Consider the following 18161-nt stretch of genomic DNA (forward strand, 5'->3'; position numbering starts at 1 on the left):
GTCCCGCGCTCTCAAGTCGATTGGTGAATGGTCACGGGCGTGCCGGGACCCAGGCCCAGTGCCTGTTCGGCCCGGCCCTGATTGACCGAGATCTCCAGCAGGCCATTGGCGTTTTCGTACCAGAACGCTGTCCCGACGGGAACATCGGAGAACGTCCGTGCGCGCCCGAGCCGCCGCCCCACCACCTCGACCGTGGCGGCTTCGGCGGACAGCGACGACGTCCGCAGCCCGGTCATGGCATTTCCGTAGTGATCGATATAGACCACCTCGGCTAGATCGTCCGGCCAGTCGCTTCCAACGAGCTTGGCCGGATCGACTGCTTCGCCGGGCGGCGTGTCGCCGCGCGCCAGTCGGCCGGCGACCGGCGCGAAGAGATCCCGGCCATGGAACGAGGCCGAAAGGCCGGATGGCCGCCAGTCGATCCGCCAGGCCTCGCCACCGCCAGCCTGCCGCGCCGCAATCGCCATCAGCCCGTTGTCCGGGCCGACGAACCACTGCCCACCAGCCTGGATGGCCACGGCCTCGCGTGCGCCGCCCACGCCCGGATCGACGACGCAGAGAAACACGGTTCCAGGCGGGAACTCCCTTGCATAGGCCGCAAGCAGATAGGCCGTGGCCCGGGCATTGAACGCCGGGGCCTCGGCGAATAGATCGTAGACCGTGACGCCAGGCGCTTCGCGCGCTAGAACCGCTTTCATCTGAGTGAGGTAAGGCCCTTCCAGGCCAAAATCGGTGACGGTCAGGATCATGTCATAATCCTCCGATAGAAGGCGCGCTTCGTCCGGTGCGGCGATGGCAACGGTTTTGGCGGCGAGAATTCGCCATCCAGGCCGATTCTCGACTCGACACGCGAATGCATCCCCTATATCGTATGTCGCACTTGGTGGTACCCTATATCTAGCGTCTAAATACGGGTGGCGCGTTGCAAAACGTAAGAGGGCTGCGCAAGGCATGAGTTGGACCGAAGAACGGATTGGAGAGCTTACCCGCCTATGGCAAGCGGGTCATAGCGCCTCGGATATCGGCAAGAGGCTGGGGATCTCGAAGAATGCCGTGGTAGGCAAGGCGCACCGCCTCAAATTGCCTTCCCGGCCTTCGCCGATCAAGCAGAATAGCGAGGCCAAGACGCAGCCGGCGCCGTCGAGCCCGAAGGCGGCGAAGCCGCAGCCCGCTGCCGAGGCGAAGCCCTCTCAGCCCCAGCGGGCCAAGGTGCGTGCCGTCGCATCCAACGGCAAGCGCCGCGCCGCGCCGGTCGAACCCAAGCAGCCGGTCGGGCGCGGCTCCGGCTGCCTGTGGCCGATCGGCGATCCTGGTGATGCGGATTTCCACTTCTGCGGCGCCGATTCCGTCCCGGGCAAGCCGTATTGTGCCGAGCACGCGGCGCGCGCGTACATCACCCGCTCCCGCGAACGGGACGAACAGGCGGCCTAGATCTTTCCGGGCGGCTGACAAGCCGATGGACATGATGAAACCCCTCTGCCCATGCGCGGGCAGAGGGGTTGATCTTTTCAGGGACCGCGTGGCCACATTCCCGGTGACAGCAGGCGTCAGCGCCGCTTCCGATCTCAGGGAACGTCCGCCAAAAGGATCTCACTATCGGCTTCCGCCGTGACCTCCAAGGCATCTTCATCCCACACGGCCACGCCGTCGCGCGCGTCGACCGGCTTGCCGTTGACGAGGATGCGCCCGGTTGCCGGCACCAGATAGCCCTTGCGATCCCGGCCCAGGCGATGGGTGATGCGCTGGCCGGACATCAGCGTGGCGCCGAGGATGGCCGCATCCTGGTGGATCGGGAGAGCCTCGTCGTCGCCCGGCCTGCCCGAGGCCAGGGGGACGAGCTCGCCGGCCCGGTCATACTGGGGAAAGCGGCGCTGCTCCCAGCGTGGCCGCAGGCGCCGCTCAGCCGGCTCGATCCAGATCTGGAAGATCCGGGTGACGCTTTGCTCGCGGTTGTACTCGGCGTGGATGATGCCCTTGCCCGCGCTCATAACCTGCACGTCCCCGGCTTCGGTCCGCCCCTGGTTGCCCAGGTGGTCCTCGTGGGTGATCGCGCCCTCGCGGACATAGGTGATGATTTCCATGTCCCGGTGACCGTGCCGATCGAAGCCGGTGCCGGGCTGGATCGTGTCGTCGTTCCAGACCCGCAGCGTCCCCAGGCCCATGCGCTCTGGATCAACGTAGTGGCCGAAACTGAAGTGATGATGCGCTTCCAGCCAGTCGGTGTCGAAGCGGCCCAGTTCGGCGAAGGGACGAAGCTCGATCATTGCCGTGTCTCCCGCGTTGTCCGCGCCTTTTGCGTTTAGCCGTGCAACTTTGCCGCCAACTCGGCGACGTGACGGCCCTGGAATCGGGCAATCGTCAGTTCGTTGTCGCTGGGTTGGCGGCTGCCGTCGGCTCCGGCCAGTGTGGTAGCGCCATAGGGGCTGCCGCCAGTGATCTCCTCCATGTTCGTCAATTCCGGGCAGGAATAGGGGACGCCGGCAATCACCATGCCGTGGTGCAGCAGCGTCGTGTGGATCGAGGTCAGCGTGGTTTCCTGCCCGCCGTGCTGCGAGGCGGTGGAGGTGAAGGCGCTGCCGATCTTGCCGATCAGCTTGCCGCTGGCCCACAGGCCGCCGGTCTGGTCCCAGATGTTGCGCATCTGGCTGGCCATGTTGCCGAAGCGCGTCGGCGTGCCGACGACGATTGCGTCGTAGTCGGCCAGTTCGTTCACGTCGTTCAGTACCGGGGCGGCCTGGTCGGTCTTGAAGCCCGACTTCCGCTGCACCTCTTCAGGGACAAGCTCCGGCACGCGCTTGATCGTCACCTCGCTGCCGGCGACGCCGCGCGCGCCCTCGGCCACGGCGTTCGCCATCGTCTCGATGTGACCGTAGCTGGAATAGTAGAGAATCAGGATGTTGGCCATCGTCGTCCGGCTCCTTGCTTATCCGTGTTCGTACCCATGCCGCGAAGATAATCGGTTTTTTCTGTACGGATAATATGGGATAAATGCACATAATTGTTTCCGTAGAGAAACGACGGAGAGTGCCTCAATGCTGGAACACCTGACCGGAATGGCCATTTTCGCCCATGTCGTCGAAGAGGGCGGCTTTTCCCGTGCGGCGCAGGCGCTGGGGCTGTCGAAGTCGGCGGTGTCGAAGCAGGTCAGCCGGCTTGAGGATCGCCTGGGCGTGCGGCTGTTGAACAGGACCACGCGCCGCCTGTCGCTGACCGAGGCGGGGGCCGCTTTCTACGAGGGCTGCCGGCAGCTCGTGTCCGATGCGGAAGCAGCGCAGGCGGCGGTGAGCCATCTGGCCTCGGCGCCGCGCGGGACCCTGCGAATCAACGCGCCGATGTCGTTCGGGCAGCTTCACGTGGCACCGGCGTTGCCCGAATTCCTGCTACGCTATCCGGAACTCTCGGTCGATCTGCAATTGAACGACCGCACCGTCGATCTGGTCGAGGAAGGCTTCGATATGGCGGTTCGTATCGGTGAACTGCCGGACTCCAGCCTGATCGCCAAGCGTCTGGCGCCGATGCGTCGCGCGCCGGCCGCCGCGCCGAGCTATCTGGAAAAGCATGGCCGGCCGCAGTACCCGCACGATCTGGCGAACCACCAGTGTCTGATTTACAGCTACCTTGCCTGGGGTCGGGAGTGGCGCTTCGACGGCCCGGACGGGGAGGTCCGGGTGCCCGTTACCGGCCGATTGGAGATCAATAACGGCGATGCCTTGCTGGCTGCGGCACGCGGCGGGGCCGGCGTGGTGATGCAGCCGACATTCCTGATCGCCGACGATCTGCGCGCGGGAAGGCTGGAGCAAGTGCTTCCCGACTGGTGCCGGGCCCGGCGAGGTGCTATCTATGCCGTGTTTCCGGCCAGCCGGAACCTGTCACCGAAAGTCAGGGTTTTTGTCGATTTCCTGGCCGAACGCTTTGGCGCCGAGCCGTACTGGGACGAAGGGCTGGAATAGGATCAGAGGTCCGCGCGAGATACCTATAAGGTTGATTCGCGTTATGGTTGTGGTACGCTCTCAATCGAACGGTTAGTGTATCGCGGCTGAACATTGAGGTTACTGGAATGACGGTGAACCGCTTGAGACAGCGACGACGAAGAGGCGATGCGCACACCTTCGCGGGTGCGGCGCGGCCCCGTCGTGTGTTGGCGGCCACCTTGGCAGGCGCATAGGCGACCTGATCATGCCCGGGGGCAGCGACGGCACGGGGGACGTCACAGGGTGCGGAACCGCCGCGCCGCCGACGAGCCAGCGCCGGAATGCCGGCGCCGACCATGGACTGCCCCGGATGATCCATTTCCATATTCTGCAGGAACGGCCCGAGGATGCCGTTTCCATCGAACCCCTGCTTGACGCCAGCTTTGGCGATGACCGGCAGCAGAAGACCGTCTATCGGCTGCGCGAGGGAATCGCCCCGCTGCCGGACCTTTGTTTCGTCGCTACCGACGACGATGGCCGCATGCTGGCCTCCCTGCGTTTCTGGCCGATCCTGATCGAGGACGATCCGGCGATCCTGCTGGGGCCGCTTGCCGTCGACCCGAAGATGCGGGGGTGCGGTATCGGCCGCGCGCTGGTGCGCCATGGCCTGGATACCGCGCTACGCCGTGGCGACCGGATGTGCGTCGTGGTTGGCGAGCCGGAGTACTATGGTCCATTCGGCTTCATGCCGGCGACCCCGGCCGGGCTCGTCCTGCCCGGCCCGGTCGAACCCCGTCGCTTTCAGGTGCTGGATCTGGTCCCTGGTGCCAGCGAAACCACCCGCGGCCTGATCCAGCGCGATGAACGCTACGCGCTTACGGGGCCGACCGGGAGGCGTCTTCGCCCCGGCGCCACCGCGCAATCCGCCTGAGTAGGATCGGCAAAAGGGGCGGTTATCCGCATCCCGGGCCCGCTGTCGGTAAAGCCTTCACCCCAGAAGCAGGGCGTCGCTGTCCAGTTCCTCGCCGCGCACCTGGGCGAAGCGGGCGACGAGGTCGTCGACGCCGAGGCGGTGCCGCTCGTCCCCGGCGACGTCCAGGGCGATGCGGCCTTCGTGCAGCATCACGGTGCGGGTGCCGAAATCCAGGGCCTGGCGCATGGAGTGCGTGACCATCAGGGTGGTGAGCGCCTGCTGCTCCACCAGCTCGTGCGTCAGGCGCAGGACGAAGTCCGACATGCGTGGGTCCAGCGCCGCCGTGTGCTCGTCGAGGAGCAGGATCTTTGCGGGTTGCAGCGTGGCCATCAACAGACTGACCGCCTGCCTTTGCCCGCCGGACAGCAGGCCCATGCGGTCGCTGAGCCGGTCTTCCAGGCCAAGGCCAAGGCGGCTCAACTGCGCGCGGAACGTCTCGCGCCGCTGCCTGCCCAGGGCGAGGCCGAACCCGCGCCGCTCACCACGGCTGGCGGCCAGCGCGAGATTCTCCTCGATTGTCAGGTCGGCGCAGCTTCCCGCCATCGGATCCTGGAACACGCGCGCCACCAGCCCCGCGCGACGGGCCGCCGGCCAGCCGGTGACGTCCAGCTCGTCGATGCGCACGCGGCCGGCGCTGGGACGCACCTCGCCGGAGAGGGTATTGAGGAGCGTGGACTTGCCGGCGCCGTTCGATCCGATGACCGAGACGAATGTGCCCTCCGGAATGTCCAGGTCGATACCGCGTATCGCCCGGTTCTCCAACGGCGTGCCGGCACCGAAGACGACCTCTATGCCGCTCAGGCTGATCATGGCGCCGCACCCCGCCGGCCAGTGCGTTGCAGCAGGCTTTTCACCGGGTTGCGGGCGCCCGGAAGCACCAGGGCCACGGTCACCAGTACGGCCGTCAGCAGGTTCAGGTCCGAGGGTGCCAGCCCCAGCACCTCGGCATTGAGCGCCAGCGCGACGGCAAGGCGGTAGATCACCGAGCCGACGATGCAGGCGACAATGGCCATGACGACCCCCTTCGGCCGCAGGATGGCCTCGCCCGCGATCACGGCCGCCAGGCCGACGACGATGGTGCCGGTGCCCATGGTGATGTCGGCGAAGCCGTTCATCTGCGCGAACAGCGCGCCGCCCAGCGCGACCAGGGCATTCGACAGCGCCATTCCGGCATAGGTCATGCGGGCGGTGGCGATTCCGTGCGCGCGCGCCATGCGCGGATTGGCGCCCGCAGCGCGCATGGCAAGGCCGCTGTCGGTGAGCAGATACCACGCGATCAGTATGACGACGGCCGCCACTACGGCGGCGCCATAGATCGGCTTCAGGATGCTGGCCGAGAGCGCCACGCCTTCGAACGGCGACAGCACCGTGGGCTCCATGATGATCGCGAGATTGGGCTTACCCATGATGCGCAGGTTGATCGAGTAGAGCGCCGTCATGGTGAGGATGCTGGCCAGCAGGTGCAGGATGCCGAAGCGCAGGTTCAGGAACGCCGTCACCAAGCCCGCAAGGCCACCAGCGACGAGGGCGATGGCCGTCGCAAGATGCGGGTCGTATCCCGTCACGATCAGCGTCGCCGCCGTGGCCGCGCCGAGCGGGAAGCTGCCGTCCACCGTCAGGTCGGGGAAGTTCAGCACGCGGAACGACAGGAACACGCCGATGGCGACCAGCCCGTAGACCAGCCCGATTTCAATCGCGCCCAGGAAGGCGACCGTACTCATCGCCGCGCGGGACCCCCGCTCATCACTCGACGATCTCGTCCGCGCGGTCCAGAACGGCCTGCGGGAAATCCAGGCCCATCTCGGCAGCCATCTTCGGATTCAGGGAAAGCTGTGTGGTAGCCACGCCCTGCACCGGAATGTCGCCGGCGTTGGCACCCTCCAGCACACGCACGACAATGGTCCCGACCTGCCGGCCCAGATCGTAGTAATCGAAGCCCAGCGCCACGGCGGCCCCGCGAGGCACCGACGCGGTATCGGCCGCGAACACCGGCAGGTCGTTATCCATGCCGACCTTCACGACGGACTCGATGGCCGAGACGATGGTGTTGTCGGTGGGCACATAGATGGCATCGACCTTGCCGACGAGGTTGCGCGCGGCGGCCAGCACTTCCGCCGACTTCGGCGCGGCGGACTCGACGATTTGGAGACCGCGCTGCGGACCGTGCTCGCGCAGGAGTTCCAGGATCTTCACCGAGTTCGCCTCGCCCGGGTTGTACAGCACACCCACCGCCTTTGCCTCTGGCAAGACCTCGCGGATCAGGTCGAGCTGCTTGGCGACGGGCGAGAGGTCGCTGACGCCGGTCACGCGGCCGCCGGGCTCACTGAGCGAGGCCACGAGGCGCGCGCTGACGGGATCGGTCACGGCGCCGAAAATGACGGGAACGCTCTCGGTCGCGGCGATGACCGTCTGCGCCGAGGGCGTGGAGATCGGCACGATCACGTCATGATCCTCGCCGGCGAAGCGGCGGGCGATCTGTGCCGCCGTTGTCGGGTTCCCCTGCGCCGTCTCGTACACGAAGCGCAGGTTCTCGCCCTGTTTGTAGCCTTGCGCCGCCAACTCGTCGCGCACGCCGTCGCGCACCGCGTCGAGGGCGGGGTGCTCCACGATCGCCGTCACGGCAACGGACGCCTCCCGCTCTTCCGCAATGGCGGTGCCATCGAATAGGAATGCGCCCGCGGTGGCGAAAGCGGTAACGGCGATGGTGCCGGCAAAACGTCGAAGCTGCATGATCCCAAGGCCCTGCAGGTTGAAGTGCGGCGGAGATTGCGTCAGGGCCGTTGCCCCGGTCAAGCACGCCGCGCCACCGGTGGCTTGTGCGGAACCGCCGATGCCAGCATATTCCGAAGAGATGCGCTTTTTTAGCGGCAACTGCCAGGGAGGTTCACATGGCCAGCGATGCCGGAGCGCCGCCGGACACGGAGGTCAGGACCGTCAAGCGCGCCCGGCCCAAGGCGGCGGACGCGCGCACCCTGGCGGAGTTCCTGATTCGCCCCGACCCTTCCGACCCGCGCTTGACCGAGCGGGTGCAGGGCCAGGACCAGGACGGCAACGCCATCGAAACGCGGGTGGTGATGGAGCGGCCGCTGACGATCTACCTGAACGGCCAGGAGATCGTCACCGCGATGACCGTGAACGACTACCCGGAGTATCTGGCCGTCGGTTTCCTCCTGAACCAGAACATGCTTCGGCCCGACGACCGGATCGAGGGTGTCGATTACGACGATGAACTCGAAGTCGTCGTCGTGCGCACCGCGCGCGAGACGAACTACGAGGAGAAGCTGAAGAAGAAGACGCGCACAAGCGGCTGTGCGCAAGGAACCGTCTTCGGCGACCTGATGGAGAAGTTCGACGAGATCGATCTGCCGAAGGACGCCGTTATCAAGACGTCCTGGCTCTATGCGCTGACGAGGAAGATCAACGCCACCCCCAGCCTGTACCTGGAGGCCGGCGCGATCCACGGCTGTGTGCTGTGCCAGGAGGACAGGCCGCTGCTCTACATGGAGGACGTCGGCCGCCATAACGCAGTCGACAAGATCGCCGGCTACATGTACCTGCACGACATCTCGCCCGCCGACAAGATCTTCTACACCACCGGGCGTCTGACCTCTGAGATGGTGATCAAGACGGTGCAGATGGGCATTCCGATCCTGGCGTCGCGCTCCGGCTTTACGGCCTGGGGTGTCGATCTGGCACGGCAGGCGGGCCTGACGCTGATCGGCCGGGCCAAGGGCCGGCGCTTCATCGTGCTGGCCGGCGAACAGCGCATCGTGCACGACGTCGATCCCGCAGAGGCCGGCGAAGAGGACCCCAAGCATCAGCGCAAGAGCAGCCGCGGCAATGACTGAGCGGACCTCCGCGGACGACCGGGTCTGTGGCGTCCTGCTGGCCGGCGGTCAGTCGCGGCGCATGGGCGGTGGCGACAAGGCGCTTCGCCCGCTGGGCGGCAGGCCCTTGCTGGCGCATATCGTCGAGCGCGCGCGTCCCCAGGTGGATGCCCTGGTGTTGAACGCCAACGGCGATCCGGCCCGCTTCCGCGAAGCCGGTTTCGACCTGCCGGTGGCGCCCGATGTGGTGGAGGGCTTTGCCGGGCCGCTTGCGGGGGTGCTGACCGGCATGACCTGGGCGGCGGAGAATGCGCCCGCGTGCCGCTGGATCGCGACCTTCGCCTGTGATGCGCCGTTCCTGCCGGCCGATCTCGTCGCCCGCTTCCTGGACGCGGTAAAGACGGAAGAGGCCGACATGGCCTGTGCCGCCAGCGAGGGGCGCAGCCATCCGGTGTTCGGCCTCTGGCCCGTCGACCTTCGCGACGACCTGCACCACGCGATGGTGGAAGAGGACATCCGCAAGGTGGACGTCTGGACCGCGCGATACCGCCTGGCCACGGTGCCGTTTCCGCCTGCGGAAACCGGGCAGGGGACCATCGATCCCTTCTTCAACACCAACCGCCCCGAAGACCTGGAAGAGGCCGAGAGATTGGCAGGCCATCTGGCGGTGTGATGCTTCTTGGATGGACGAAGGAACGTACAACTTGTGGCGAGCGCCAGCGGCGGGTGGTCAGGCCGCCGCTGGCGGAGGATTGCGACTTAGACACGCTTGAAACCCGTGATCATGGCGCGGACCAGGTTCTCGTGGTGCAGCAGGCTCGACAGGATCACGCCGGCGATATGCAGTAACACCAGCGTGAGGGTTATATTTGCTGCGACCTCGTGCAACTCCTCAAAGGCATCGCCGCCATACAGCGTCAGTATACCGCTCGCGCCGGTCCCCAGCAGGCCGGCCAGCAGCGCGACGATCATGGCGCCGCCGGCTGGGTTGTGTCCCAGATAGCGCCTGGGGCGCCCGGCCAGCAGGTCGCGGAGGTAGCCGATCAGACGGCCCGGCCCCGGCACGAAATCGTCGAAACGGGCATAGCGCGGTCCGACGAGGCCCCAGAGAGCGCGCGCGCCGACGATGGCGACGATCCCGTAGCCAGCCACCTGGTGCAGGCTCAGGATCTCCTCGCCAGTGACGTAGGCGAGGGCGAAGCACCCGGCCAGGCTCCAATGAAGGACCCGCACGAGCGGGTCCCACACCTTCACCGAGCCGGCCGCCGCCGTGTCCGCGCGGGGACCGACGTCCGCCGTCGCCATCAGTCGACCTCCGAATGCATGACCTTGCCGGTCCTGCCGTCGACGTAGATTTCCACCCAGCGGCCTTCCTTGTCGCGAGCCTTGATCTCATAGTTACCGTCCTCGAGTTCGACCTCGGTGATATCGGTATAGCCCTGCTCGCTCACCCGCTGGGCGACTTGCGGCACGGAGAAGCGTTCGCCTTTGCCGGCTTCGGGCCCGTTGCCGTCACTCTCACCGGACGCGGCCAATCGTATGCCGGTGACGTTCACCTTCCCCGTCTGCTGGGCCAAGGCTGTTCCACCCACGGCGACCGCGCCGGCTATCAGCGCAAAGGCGATGACCTTGCCGAAATTCATCATGGTTTACTCCTTTTCCCGTGCTGGGCGTCGGATCGTCCGATCGCACGGCTTGGATCCTGCGATAGACGACCTGAACCGGCTCTGAACGGCATGTTCAGTTCACGTTCAGGTCGTCGTAGGCTATAAATCGCTGCATGGCATGGCTTGCTCGGACGCTCGTTCCCTTCATATTGACGGTCGCGCTTCTTGGCGCGGCCCCGCTTGTTGCCGATGACCACGACTTCGCGCGCAGGGCAGTGGAGCGCGGTGAGATCCTTCCACTTGGAAGTATCCTGACGAGAGTGCAGCGCGACTTCAGCGGCCAGATCCTGGAGGTGGAACTGGAACGGGCGGACGACGCACCATTCGATGGGCAACTGATCTACGAAGTGACGATGCTGGCGCCTGGCGGCGACGTAACCGAGCTGTACTACGACGCCCGAACGGGCGAACTCCTGTTGGCGCGGGGCCACGACCTCGAACACGCGGGACGCCATGAGCGCGAGGAGGAGGGCGACGACTGATGCGGGTCCTGGTGGTGGAGGACGATGACCAGCTCCGCCAGCAGCTTGTCCGGGCATTCGAGCAGGCGGGCTATGCCGTTGACGCCACGGTCGACGGCAAGGAGGCCGAATTCCTCGGCGCCACAGAAACGTATGACACGGTCGTCCTGGATCTTGGCCTCCCCGGTGTCGGGGGTCTCAGTGTGCTTCGAAGCTGGCGCGAGGCCGAAAACGATGTGCCGGTCCTGATCCTCACCGCGCGCGGCGCGTGGACCGAGCGGGTCGAAGGGATCGACGCCGGCGCCGATGACTATCTGCCAAAACCGTTCCGGATGGAGGAGCTGCTGGCCCGCGTCCGCGCGCTGATTCGGCGCGCGAGCGGACACGGTGCCGCCGAGTTGCGCTGCGGCCCTCTCGTCCTGGACACGCGCGCAAACCGGGTCACGGTCGACGGTGCGCCGGTCACGCTGACGGCGCATGAGTATCGCGTGCTCGCTTACCTGATGCACCACGTCGGTGAGACAGTTTCGCGCAGTGAATTGAGCGAGCATGTTTACGCCTACGACATGGACCGGGATTCAAACACCATCGAGGTATTTGTTGGGCGGCTGCGGAAGAAGCTGGGCCGCGAGATTATCAAGACGGAGCGCGGCCTTGGCTATCGACTGGAGGCGCCGTGATCTTCCCGCGTTCCCTGAGCTTCCGGCTGCTTGCCGGTGCCGTGGTCTGGGTCACTATTGCACTTGTCGTTGCCGGCGTGGCGTTGTCGCGGCTCTTTGAGAACCACCTGGAAGATCAAGAGGCCCGGCGGTTCGAGGTGACACTGAACCAGCTTGCCGCCAACCTCGCGGTCGGCGACAAAGGCGGCATCGAACTGACCGCACGGCTCAGCGAGCCGCAATTCCAGAGGCCTTATTCCGGACTCTACTGGCAAGTCGAAACGGCTCGCGGGGAGATTCTGTTGCGCTCCCGCTCGCTCTGGGACCGCGTTCTCGCGCTGCCGCGGGACACGCTGCTGGACGGCGAAATACACCGACATCGACTGACGGGACCCGATAACATGCCGCTGAGGGTCTACGAGCGGTCGGTGACACTACCCCGCCGGCAGGGCCGACTTCGTCTTGCGGTTGGCGAAAATGCCACCGTCCTTGAAGGTGCTCTTGCCGGGTTCCGGCGCACGCTGGCGCTGTCGCTCGGCGTTCTCGGCCTGGGTCTGGCCGGCGCGGCCGGGGTGCAGGTCGCTGGCGGCCTGCGTCCCCTCCGCCGTCTGCGGAACGCGCTCGGCAGAGTGCGTAGTGGCCGCGCGAGGCGGCTGGAGGGACGCTATCCCGACGAGATCCAGCCGCTTGTGGATAACCTGAACGCGGTGCTCGATCAGAACGAGGAGGTGGTCGCTCGCGCCCGTACCCAGGCAGGCAACCTCGCGCACAGCCTCAAAACCCCGCTTGCCGTGCTGTCGAACGAGGCCGTGGCGCTTCATGACGGCGATAAGGACGAACTGGCCCGACGGATCGGCGAGCAGGTGCAGCTCATGCAGCGACGGGTCGATTACCATCTCGTGCGGGCCCGGGCAGCCGCGTCCGTCAGGGTGCCAGGCGTGCGCACCGATGTACGGGAAGCCCTGGAAGGTTTGGTGCGCACCATGCGTAAGATCTACGAGGCGCGCGGCATCAATATCGATTCCGAGCTGGAGTACGCCCCGGCATTTCGCGGCGAGCGCCAGGATTTCGACGAAATGGCGGGCAATCTGCTGGACAACGCCTGCAAATGGGCGACTGGTGAAGTCCGGGTTCACGCGGATGCAACCAGTGACGGTCACTTGGCGGTGTGGATCGACGACGACGGCCCTGGCTTACCGGAGGTCCGGCGTGCGGAAGTGTTCAGCCGAGGACGGCGGTTGGACGAAGGCGTCGCCGGCTCCGGTCTCGGTCTTGCAGTCGTCGCGGAGCTGGCTGAGCTATACGGCGGCACCGTGCATTTGGAGGACTCGCCGCTCGGCGGCGTGCGCGCCGTGCTGAGCCTGCCGGCTGCGGGCTGACCCTGAACCGGCCAGCCGAACGCGACAGCAGCCTAATAATGTCTTTTTGCGCTGGAACTCGCCGCTCAGCGTCGCGGAAACTTCGGCCCGATGAGCTGCCGAGACTCTATCTCACCGGCTTGGCGGCAAGATCCAGGCGCGCGAAAGGCCTCTTGATCAAGGCAGGTGCATCACCACGGGAAGATAGCCCAGGTCGTGAAGCATCTCGATCACCTCCAGTGCTGGGATCGCCAGCAGCATCACGCAGGTGTCACGGAACGTCGTGAGCACGAGTTTTGGCTTGACCTCCAACTGCTACGTGTCCCGCCAGGCAGGCTGCAGGGCCAGCCAGCGCGGCGTGGCGGCCGTATAGGTTCTGTATGCGCCGCCGAAGTGCTCGGCCAAATAACGTTCCTCGCGCCGCGTGACGGCATCCTGGATCCGGCATCCGCTGAGCAGATCGCCGAGATCGCCCGCGCGGAGGGCGAGGACATTGACCGGGCCGTGAGCGCGGCGCTGCGTCGACAGCAGGGCGCTTGCCGGTATGCGGCCGGCGGAGCGTATCGTCCGGGCGGTGGTGGAGCTTGGCGGGAAGTCGGCGGACGTCGGAATCCGCCGTTGTTAAATTTACAGGGCGGGCGCCCGCAGGAATGAAAACGCAAATTATAATGATCGCTTCAAGATCAAAACACGTGTCCGGGAGGTTCATGGGCGATGCATACGAAAGACAGGGCGAGGCCGCGTTCTCGCGTCCTTGAGGGCGCCTGGATCTGGCGATACGTATAGGCGTCGGCCTGCGGTTCGCATGCCCGGCATTTGACGTTCTTGCAATTCGAACATCTTCTGGTCTAATCGGGCGCGGTAGGTTTGTCTCCTTCGGGGGGAGGCGGGGTGTCTAATCGAATGGCAGCGCGAGTATCGGTGTGTTTGGAGTTCCGCACCCGAAGCGTCGCTGCACAATCGAGGTGATGATTTTGCTGCCGCAGGCCTAGTAGGGGGCGAATGCGTGGCGATGCGGGCTTGTCGCCAGGCCGGGGTGCGAATTCCGGACGCTTGCGGTTCTTGAACCACGCCGGCTTTCAGCCGTGCGCGAGCGGGGCTTGCGCGTCGTTGTTCGGCATTGCCGGACAAATCAAAAGAGAAGAGAGAGAGGGATAGGTATGAGGAAATCCGTCATCGGGCTGACACTGGGCCTGCTGGCCGCGCCGGCCGCGGCGCAGGCGGAGTGCGGCGAGGTTTCGATCACCGAGATGAACTGGGCATCGGCCCAGGTCGTGACTACTGTGGCTTCCTTCATCATGGAACAGGGCTACGGCTGCGATGTTACCGTGGTTCCTTCGGATACGGTGCCGGCCGTGACGTCGCTCGCGGAGAATGGCGAGCCGGACATCGTGACCGAGCTGTGGCTGAACTCCACCGGCGAGGCATATCTGCAGCTTGAGGAGCAGGGCAAGGTCGAGCGCGTGGCGCAGGTCCTGGATCCGGGGGGCGTCGAAGGCTGGTGGATCCCGACCTACCTCGCCGAGGAGCACCCCGAGCTGAAGACCATCGAGGGTGTCATGGCCAACCCCGAACTGGTCGGCGCGCGTTTCAACAACTGCCCGAGCGGCTGGGGCTGCCGCGTCGTCAGCGACAACCTGATCGAGGCCCTCGACCTTGAAGAGAGCGGGATCGAGGTGTTCAACCACGGTTCGGGCGAAACGCTGGCGACGTCCATGGCATCGGCCTATCAGGACGGCAATCCGTGGTTCGGTTACTACTGGGCGCCGACGGTGCCGCTCGGCAAGTTCGACATGACGCGCGTCGACCTTGGCGAGTACAAAGAGGACATCCACAAGGCCAATGGGAGCCAGGATAACGAGAACCCCGGCGTCTCGGACTTCCCGGCGGCCCCGGTGCTCACCAGCATCACCACGGACTTCAAGGAGCGCGAGCCGGAGATCGCCGAGCTGATGAGCAATGTCACGTTCAAGACCTCGACCATGAGCTCGCTGCTCGCCTGGAAGGACGAGAACAACGCCTCTGCCGAGGAGGCCGCGGTCTATTTTCTGACCCACAACAAGGACGTCTGGTCGGGCTGGCTTAGCGACGACGCGCGCGAGCGACTGTCCAAGGTCCTCAACTAAGGCGCCTTTCCGGGGCGGGGCCGATAAGCGGTCCCGCCCCATCTCTATGCGACAATTGCAGGTGCGGGGGCTCGAAGGCCTGCAGGGGAAATCCAAGACATGGCGAGCTACGATTTTATTTTCGATTCTCTCGGTCTGCGCGAATGGTGCGACGGAGAGTCCAAGTCAGGCCCGATGACCATGGATCAGCTCCTCGGCCAGGCGGCTGGCCAGGATGCGGACCAGGGCGCGTCGATCTGGGAATTGCCGTTCCCGTCCCTCGACGCGCTTAACGAGGCCTGTTCGGCAATGCCGCAGACCCGCAATATGACGAAGGGCCTCGAAGAGGGTTTCCTGGCCGTCAAGGACAGCTTGAAGTTCATTCTGGATCCACTGACCCAGCCGCTGAGCTGGTTGCTTGACGGAGCGCTCTACGTCTCGCTCTCGGCGCCCTGGTGGATCGTTATTCCGATTTTGCTTGGCGTCGTCTTTGCCGTGACGAAGTCCTCGAAGCTGGTCGGCTTTGTTGCGATCTGCGTTTTCGCACTCGCCTTCATCGACCATTACGACTATGCGATGAAGACGCTGTCGATCATATTCGTTTGCGCCTTTTTGTGCGTGATACTCGGCGTGCCGATCGGGATCGCGATGTCGCGCAGCGACACCATGCAGCGCAGTACGATCCCCATACTCGACATGCTGCAAACATTGCCGCCGTTCGTTTACCTGATCCCGCTGATCTTCCTGTTCAGTGTGACCGAATCGAAGCTCTACGGCATCGCGATTATCCTCTATGCCATCGTGCCGGTGATCCGCCTTACGGACCTGGGTATCCGCCTTGTCGACAAGGATGTGATCGAGGCCGCGGACGCCTTTGGCATGTCAGAGCGGCAGAAGCTCTTCGGCGTGCAGATTCCGCTGGCGTTGCCGAACATCATGGCGGGTGTGAACCAGACCATCATGATGTCGCTGGCGATGGTGGTGATCGCCTCGCTGGTGTCGGCGCCCGGACTGGGCGTGCTGGTGCTGCGCGGTATCCGCAATCTCGAACTCGGCGTCGGACTGGTGGCCGGGCTTGGTATCGTCCTTCTGGCCGTGATCCTCGATCGCGTGACCAAGGCCTCGCTCGCCCGGATCAACGCCACGCAGAATCAGTAAGGACGGCCAGCGATGACGAACGACGTCAAGGTTTCCATCCGTAACCTTTACAAGATCTTCGGGAGCGATCCGCAGGCGGCGCTGGAAGATGTGCGCGGGGGCATGACCAAGCCGCAGTTGCTTGAGCAGCGTCAGCACGTTCTGGGTCTGAGCGACATCAATATCGACATCCGCGCCGGTGAGATCACGGTTATCATGGGCCTGTCCGGATCCGGCAAATCCACGCTGATCCGCCACCTGAACCGCCTGATCGATCCCACCGCGGGCGAGATCCGGATCGATGGCGCCGACATCCTGGCCTATGGCGAGGAGGCGCTGCGACAGCTTCGCCAGGAACGCATGTCGATGGTGTTCCAGAAGTTCGCCCTTCTGCCTCACCGTACCGTGCTCGAAAACGCGGGCATGTCGATGGCGATCCGGGGCTACAGCCGGGAGGAGTACGAGTCGGAAGCGAACCGCTGGCTCGACAGGGTCGGCCTTGGCGGCTACGGCGACCATCATCCCTTCCAGCTTTCCGGCGGCATGCAGCAGCGCGTCGGCATCGCCCGGGCGCTGACGTCGAACTCGGAAATCATGCTGATGGACGAGGCGTTTTCGGCGCTCGACCCCCTGATCCGGACGGACATGCAGAACCTTCTGCTGGAACTTCAGAACGAGTTGCACAAGACGATCGTGTTCATCACCCACGACCTCGACGAGGCGCTGAAGCTGGCGGATCATCTCGTCATATTGAACGATGGCCAAGTCATCCAGCAGGGCGAGCCCCAGGGCATCCTCCTGAACCCCGCCGATCCGTACATCGAGGACTTCGTCAGCGACATCAACCGGGCCCGCGTGCTCCGCGTTCGTTCTGTCATGGAGGCCAATGAGGGTGAGGTGGACTGCATCGCCGGTGAGGTCGACCACGACGATACCCTGGAGCACGTGATCGCGAAGTCGCGCGGCGACACCTCGGCCAGCTACCGGGTCATGAAAGACGGCAACCAGGTCGGCGTGCTGGACATGCAAAGCCTCGTACGCGCGCTCGTTCCCACGCATGCGGCGGAGAACGGCGTTCGGGCCAGCATGTCGGACTGAGTAGGGGCCATAAACGGGTTGCCGGCCCGGTTATATGCCTGGTGCCGGGCCGGTAGCCTGTCCCGCCTAATCCTTGTCCTCGTTCTGTCCGGGTGCCCGCAGGTCACCGAGCCGACTGTGCAGGTCCTCGATCCTGGACAGGCGCTGAGAGGCAGCGGTTTTCAGTTCTTCCGACACTTGTGACATCAGTAGGTTTAGTACGCTCATTGCTGCGGCATAGGAGTCGAACGGGCCTGGCCCGCGCGTGTGGCAGCGTAACGTGATGCCGGCAAGCCTTGGCGTCAGCGCGGCGCTGAGGTCCGTCAGCAGGACGGAGCCCACACCACATTCCGCCGCGACGTTGAGGATTTCGACAAGAGCATTCGGCCGGCGCCGGAACCCGATGACGAGCATCGCGTCGCCGCCGCGCATTGCCGAGAGGTCCTCCGCCAGTTCGAAGGCGGGAGTCGGGACGAAGCGCACATCGGCCTTCAGCGAATGCAGCACGCTGCGCGCGTACTGGGCAAGTGCGAAGCTGTTGCGGAAGCCCACGACCCAGATCGTATTCGACGATGCCAGCCATTCCGCCGCGCGCTGCATCGCCTCGCGGTCCAGGGCAGCCTCGGTTCGGCGCAGGTTCTCCATGTCGCGGGCGAAATGCGTCTGCGCGCGGTCCCGCTCGCCGGGCGGGCCGGCCTCGCCAAGCCCGCGCAGCGGCGAGCCCCATGGCAGGGACTGCCGCGCCACGCGGCGCGCCTCCTCGAAATCCGAATAGCCGAGCGCCTGAAACAGACGGGCGGCGGTCGCCTTGGAGACACCCGCCCGCTCGGCCAACTCGCTGGCCGTCCAGCGCGCGAGGTCCCCGCCGGTCTCAAGCACGACGTCGGCCAGGCGACGCTGCTGGGGCGAGAGCTCGTCGTATTTTTCGAGAATGCGTTGATCGACTGTCTCAGCGGGCATCGGAATCCCGTTCATTGCAATGAAAA

The 18161-nt window shown here is 65.2% G+C and carries 20 protein-coding genes; 11 read left to right on the forward strand and 9 right to left on the reverse strand.

Annotated features, from left to right (window positions below; translation table 11 throughout):
• Positions 1–11: 11 nt before the first annotated feature.
• Positions 12–749 carry an SAM hydrolase/SAM-dependent halogenase family protein gene (locus DRB17_RS06300; RefSeq protein WP_114581342.1) on the reverse strand — a complete coding sequence of 246 codons (738 nt, stop codon included), beginning with the start codon at positions 747–749 and terminating at the stop codon, positions 12–14.
• Between the two features lie 202 nt (positions 750–951).
• Between DRB17_RS06300 and DRB17_RS06305 the strand changes: the two genes are divergently transcribed.
• A complete protein-coding gene (locus DRB17_RS06305) occupies positions 952–1431 on the forward strand; it encodes a GcrA family cell cycle regulator (protein ID WP_114581343.1) in 480 nt (159 codons plus the stop codon).
• A 134-nt stretch (positions 1432–1565) separates the two neighbouring features.
• On the opposite strand, the gene DRB17_RS06310 is transcribed toward DRB17_RS06305, so the two are convergent.
• Together DRB17_RS06310 and wrbA are read right to left on the reverse strand one after the other, a co-directional pair.
• Positions 1566–2264 carry a pirin family protein gene (locus tag DRB17_RS06310; protein WP_114581344.1) on the reverse strand — a complete coding sequence of 233 codons (699 nt, stop codon included), beginning with the start codon at positions 2262–2264 and terminating at the stop codon, positions 1566–1568.
• Between the two features lie 35 nt (positions 2265–2299).
• Positions 2300–2905 carry an NAD(P)H:quinone oxidoreductase gene (gene wrbA, locus DRB17_RS06315; protein ID WP_114581345.1) on the reverse strand — a complete coding sequence of 202 codons (606 nt, stop codon included), beginning with the start codon at positions 2903–2905 and terminating at the stop codon, positions 2300–2302.
• A 127-nt stretch (positions 2906–3032) separates the two neighbouring features.
• Between wrbA and DRB17_RS06320 the strand changes: the two genes are divergently transcribed.
• Both DRB17_RS06320 and DRB17_RS06325 read left to right on the forward strand, forming a co-directional pair.
• Positions 3033–3950 (forward strand): LysR substrate-binding domain-containing protein, encoded by a 918-nt coding sequence (locus DRB17_RS06320; protein WP_206607802.1) that lies wholly within the window; start codon positions 3033–3035, stop codon positions 3948–3950.
• A gap of 226 nt (positions 3951–4176) precedes the next feature.
• Positions 4177–4842, forward strand: a complete 666-nt coding sequence (locus DRB17_RS06325) for a GNAT family N-acetyltransferase (RefSeq protein ID WP_241503756.1) — start codon at positions 4177–4179, stop codon at positions 4840–4842.
• Between the two features lie 57 nt (positions 4843–4899).
• Here DRB17_RS06325 and DRB17_RS06330 read toward each other — a convergent pair whose 3' ends face one another.
• The 3 genes from DRB17_RS06330 to DRB17_RS06340 are packed head-to-tail and all read right to left on the reverse strand — an operon-like array spanning position 4900 to position 7677.
• Complete coding sequence (locus DRB17_RS06330) at positions 4900–5694, reverse strand: ABC transporter ATP-binding protein (protein ID WP_114581347.1); 795 nt, start codon at positions 5692–5694, stop codon at positions 4900–4902.
• Positions 5691–6605, reverse strand: coding sequence for an ABC transporter permease (locus DRB17_RS06335; protein WP_114581348.1), 915 nt, complete (start codon positions 6603–6605; stop codon positions 5691–5693). The genes DRB17_RS06330 and DRB17_RS06335 overlap by 4 nt, the downstream gene beginning before the upstream one ends.
• A gap of 22 nt (positions 6606–6627) precedes the next feature.
• Positions 6628–7677: an ABC transporter substrate-binding protein gene (locus DRB17_RS06340; protein ID WP_241503757.1), complete on the reverse strand. Its 1050-nt coding sequence runs from the start codon at positions 7675–7677 to the stop codon at positions 6628–6630.
• A gap of 95 nt (positions 7678–7772) precedes the next feature.
• On the opposite strand from DRB17_RS06340, the gene fdhD reads away from it, so the two are divergent.
• Entirely contained in the window at positions 7773–8732 is a 960-nt protein-coding gene (gene fdhD / locus DRB17_RS06345) for a formate dehydrogenase accessory sulfurtransferase FdhD (RefSeq protein ID WP_114581349.1), read from the forward strand.
• Positions 8725–9384: a molybdenum cofactor guanylyltransferase MobA gene (mobA, locus tag DRB17_RS06350; RefSeq protein WP_114581350.1), complete on the forward strand. Its 660-nt coding sequence runs from the start codon at positions 8725–8727 to the stop codon at positions 9382–9384. Before fdhD ends, mobA begins: the two co-directional genes overlap by 8 nt.
• Before the next feature lie 86 nt (positions 9385–9470).
• Here mobA and DRB17_RS06355 read toward each other — a convergent pair whose 3' ends face one another.
• Together DRB17_RS06355 and DRB17_RS06360 are read right to left on the reverse strand one after the other, a co-directional pair.
• A complete protein-coding gene (locus DRB17_RS06355) occupies positions 9471–10016 on the reverse strand; it encodes a cytochrome b/b6 domain-containing protein (protein ID WP_114581351.1) in 546 nt (181 codons plus the stop codon).
• Complete coding sequence (locus DRB17_RS06360) at positions 10016–10357, reverse strand: PepSY domain-containing protein (RefSeq protein ID WP_114581352.1); 342 nt, start codon at positions 10355–10357, stop codon at positions 10016–10018. The genes DRB17_RS06355 and DRB17_RS06360 overlap by 1 nt, the downstream gene beginning before the upstream one ends.
• Before the next feature lie 134 nt (positions 10358–10491).
• Here DRB17_RS06360 and DRB17_RS06365 point away from each other — a divergent pair, with 134 nt between their 5' ends.
• The 6 genes from DRB17_RS06365 (at position 10492) to DRB17_RS06390 (ending at position 17196) form a co-directional block, all read left to right on the forward strand.
• Positions 10492–10860 carry a PepSY domain-containing protein gene (locus tag DRB17_RS06365; protein ID WP_114581353.1) on the forward strand — a complete coding sequence of 123 codons (369 nt, stop codon included), beginning with the start codon at positions 10492–10494 and terminating at the stop codon, positions 10858–10860.
• The gene (locus DRB17_RS06370) at positions 10860–11519 is read left to right on the forward strand and encodes a response regulator (protein ID WP_114581354.1); all 660 of its coding nucleotides are present in this window, start codon (positions 10860–10862) and stop codon (positions 11517–11519) included. Before DRB17_RS06365 ends, DRB17_RS06370 begins: the two co-directional genes overlap by 1 nt.
• Positions 11516–12877, forward strand: coding sequence for an ATP-binding protein (locus DRB17_RS06375; protein WP_114581355.1), 1362 nt, complete (start codon positions 11516–11518; stop codon positions 12875–12877). Before DRB17_RS06370 ends, DRB17_RS06375 begins: the two co-directional genes overlap by 4 nt.
• Before the next feature lie 1139 nt (positions 12878–14016).
• Positions 14017–14982, forward strand: coding sequence for an ABC transporter substrate-binding protein (locus DRB17_RS06380; RefSeq protein WP_114581356.1), 966 nt, complete (start codon positions 14017–14019; stop codon positions 14980–14982).
• A 99-nt stretch (positions 14983–15081) separates the two neighbouring features.
• On the forward strand, positions 15082–16119 hold the full coding sequence (locus DRB17_RS06385; protein WP_114581357.1) for an ABC transporter permease: 1038 nt from the start codon (positions 15082–15084) through the stop codon (positions 16117–16119).
• A 12-nt stretch (positions 16120–16131) separates the two neighbouring features.
• Positions 16132–17196 carry a quaternary amine ABC transporter ATP-binding protein gene (locus DRB17_RS06390; protein ID WP_114581358.1) on the forward strand — a complete coding sequence of 355 codons (1065 nt, stop codon included), beginning with the start codon at positions 16132–16134 and terminating at the stop codon, positions 17194–17196.
• Positions 17197–17262: 66 nt separating this feature from the next.
• Here DRB17_RS06390 and DRB17_RS06395 read toward each other — a convergent pair whose 3' ends face one another.
• Entirely contained in the window at positions 17263–18135 is an 873-nt protein-coding gene (locus DRB17_RS06395; protein WP_161958723.1) for a MurR/RpiR family transcriptional regulator, read from the reverse strand.
• Positions 18136–18161: the final 26 nt, after the last annotated feature.

Source organism: Ferruginivarius sediminum, from assembly GCF_003344765.1.
GTDB classification, from domain to species: Bacteria; Pseudomonadota; Alphaproteobacteria; order Kiloniellales; family Rhodovibrionaceae; genus Ferruginivarius; species Ferruginivarius sediminum.

Excerpts from the sequence above, each read along its gene's own strand:
- DRB17_RS06310 (WP_114581344.1), bottom strand. The coding sequence starts at position 2,264 with ATGATCGAGCTTCGTCCCTTCGCCGAACTGGGCCGCTTCGACACCGAC.
- DRB17_RS06325 (WP_241503756.1), top strand. The coding sequence starts at position 4,177 with ATGCCCGGGGGCAGCGACGGCACGGGGGACGTCACAGGGTGCGGAACC.
- DRB17_RS06390 (WP_114581358.1), top strand. The coding sequence starts at position 16,132 with ATGACGAACGACGTCAAGGTTTCCATCCGTAACCTTTACAAGATCTTC.
- fdhD (WP_114581349.1), top strand. The coding sequence starts at position 7,773 with ATGGCCAGCGATGCCGGAGCGCCGCCGGACACGGAGGTCAGGACCGTC.
- DRB17_RS06320 (WP_206607802.1), top strand. The coding sequence starts at position 3,033 with ATGCTGGAACACCTGACCGGAATGGCCATTTTCGCCCATGTCGTCGAA.
- DRB17_RS06380 (WP_114581356.1), top strand. The coding sequence starts at position 14,017 with ATGAGGAAATCCGTCATCGGGCTGACACTGGGCCTGCTGGCCGCGCCG.
- DRB17_RS06360 (WP_114581352.1), bottom strand. The coding sequence starts at position 10,357 with ATGATGAATTTCGGCAAGGTCATCGCCTTTGCGCTGATAGCCGGCGCG.
- DRB17_RS06395 (WP_161958723.1), bottom strand. The coding sequence starts at position 18,135 with ATGCCCGCTGAGACAGTCGATCAACGCATTCTCGAAAAATACGACGAG.
- wrbA (WP_114581345.1), bottom strand. The coding sequence starts at position 2,905 with ATGGCCAACATCCTGATTCTCTACTATTCCAGCTACGGTCACATCGAG.
- DRB17_RS06300 (WP_114581342.1), bottom strand. The coding sequence starts at position 749 with ATGATCCTGACCGTCACCGATTTTGGCCTGGAAGGGCCTTACCTCACT.
- DRB17_RS06385 (WP_114581357.1), top strand. The coding sequence starts at position 15,082 with ATGGCGAGCTACGATTTTATTTTCGATTCTCTCGGTCTGCGCGAATGG.
- DRB17_RS06355 (WP_114581351.1), bottom strand. The coding sequence starts at position 10,016 with ATGGCGACGGCGGACGTCGGTCCCCGCGCGGACACGGCGGCGGCCGGC.
- mobA (WP_114581350.1), top strand. The coding sequence starts at position 8,725 with ATGACTGAGCGGACCTCCGCGGACGACCGGGTCTGTGGCGTCCTGCTG.
- DRB17_RS06370 (WP_114581354.1), top strand. The coding sequence starts at position 10,860 with ATGCGGGTCCTGGTGGTGGAGGACGATGACCAGCTCCGCCAGCAGCTT.
- DRB17_RS06330 (WP_114581347.1), bottom strand. The coding sequence starts at position 5,694 with ATGATCAGCCTGAGCGGCATAGAGGTCGTCTTCGGTGCCGGCACGCCG.
- DRB17_RS06335 (WP_114581348.1), bottom strand. The coding sequence starts at position 6,605 with ATGAGTACGGTCGCCTTCCTGGGCGCGATTGAAATCGGGCTGGTCTAC.
- DRB17_RS06365 (WP_114581353.1), top strand. The coding sequence starts at position 10,492 with ATGGCATGGCTTGCTCGGACGCTCGTTCCCTTCATATTGACGGTCGCG.
- DRB17_RS06305 (WP_114581343.1), top strand. The coding sequence starts at position 952 with ATGAGTTGGACCGAAGAACGGATTGGAGAGCTTACCCGCCTATGGCAA.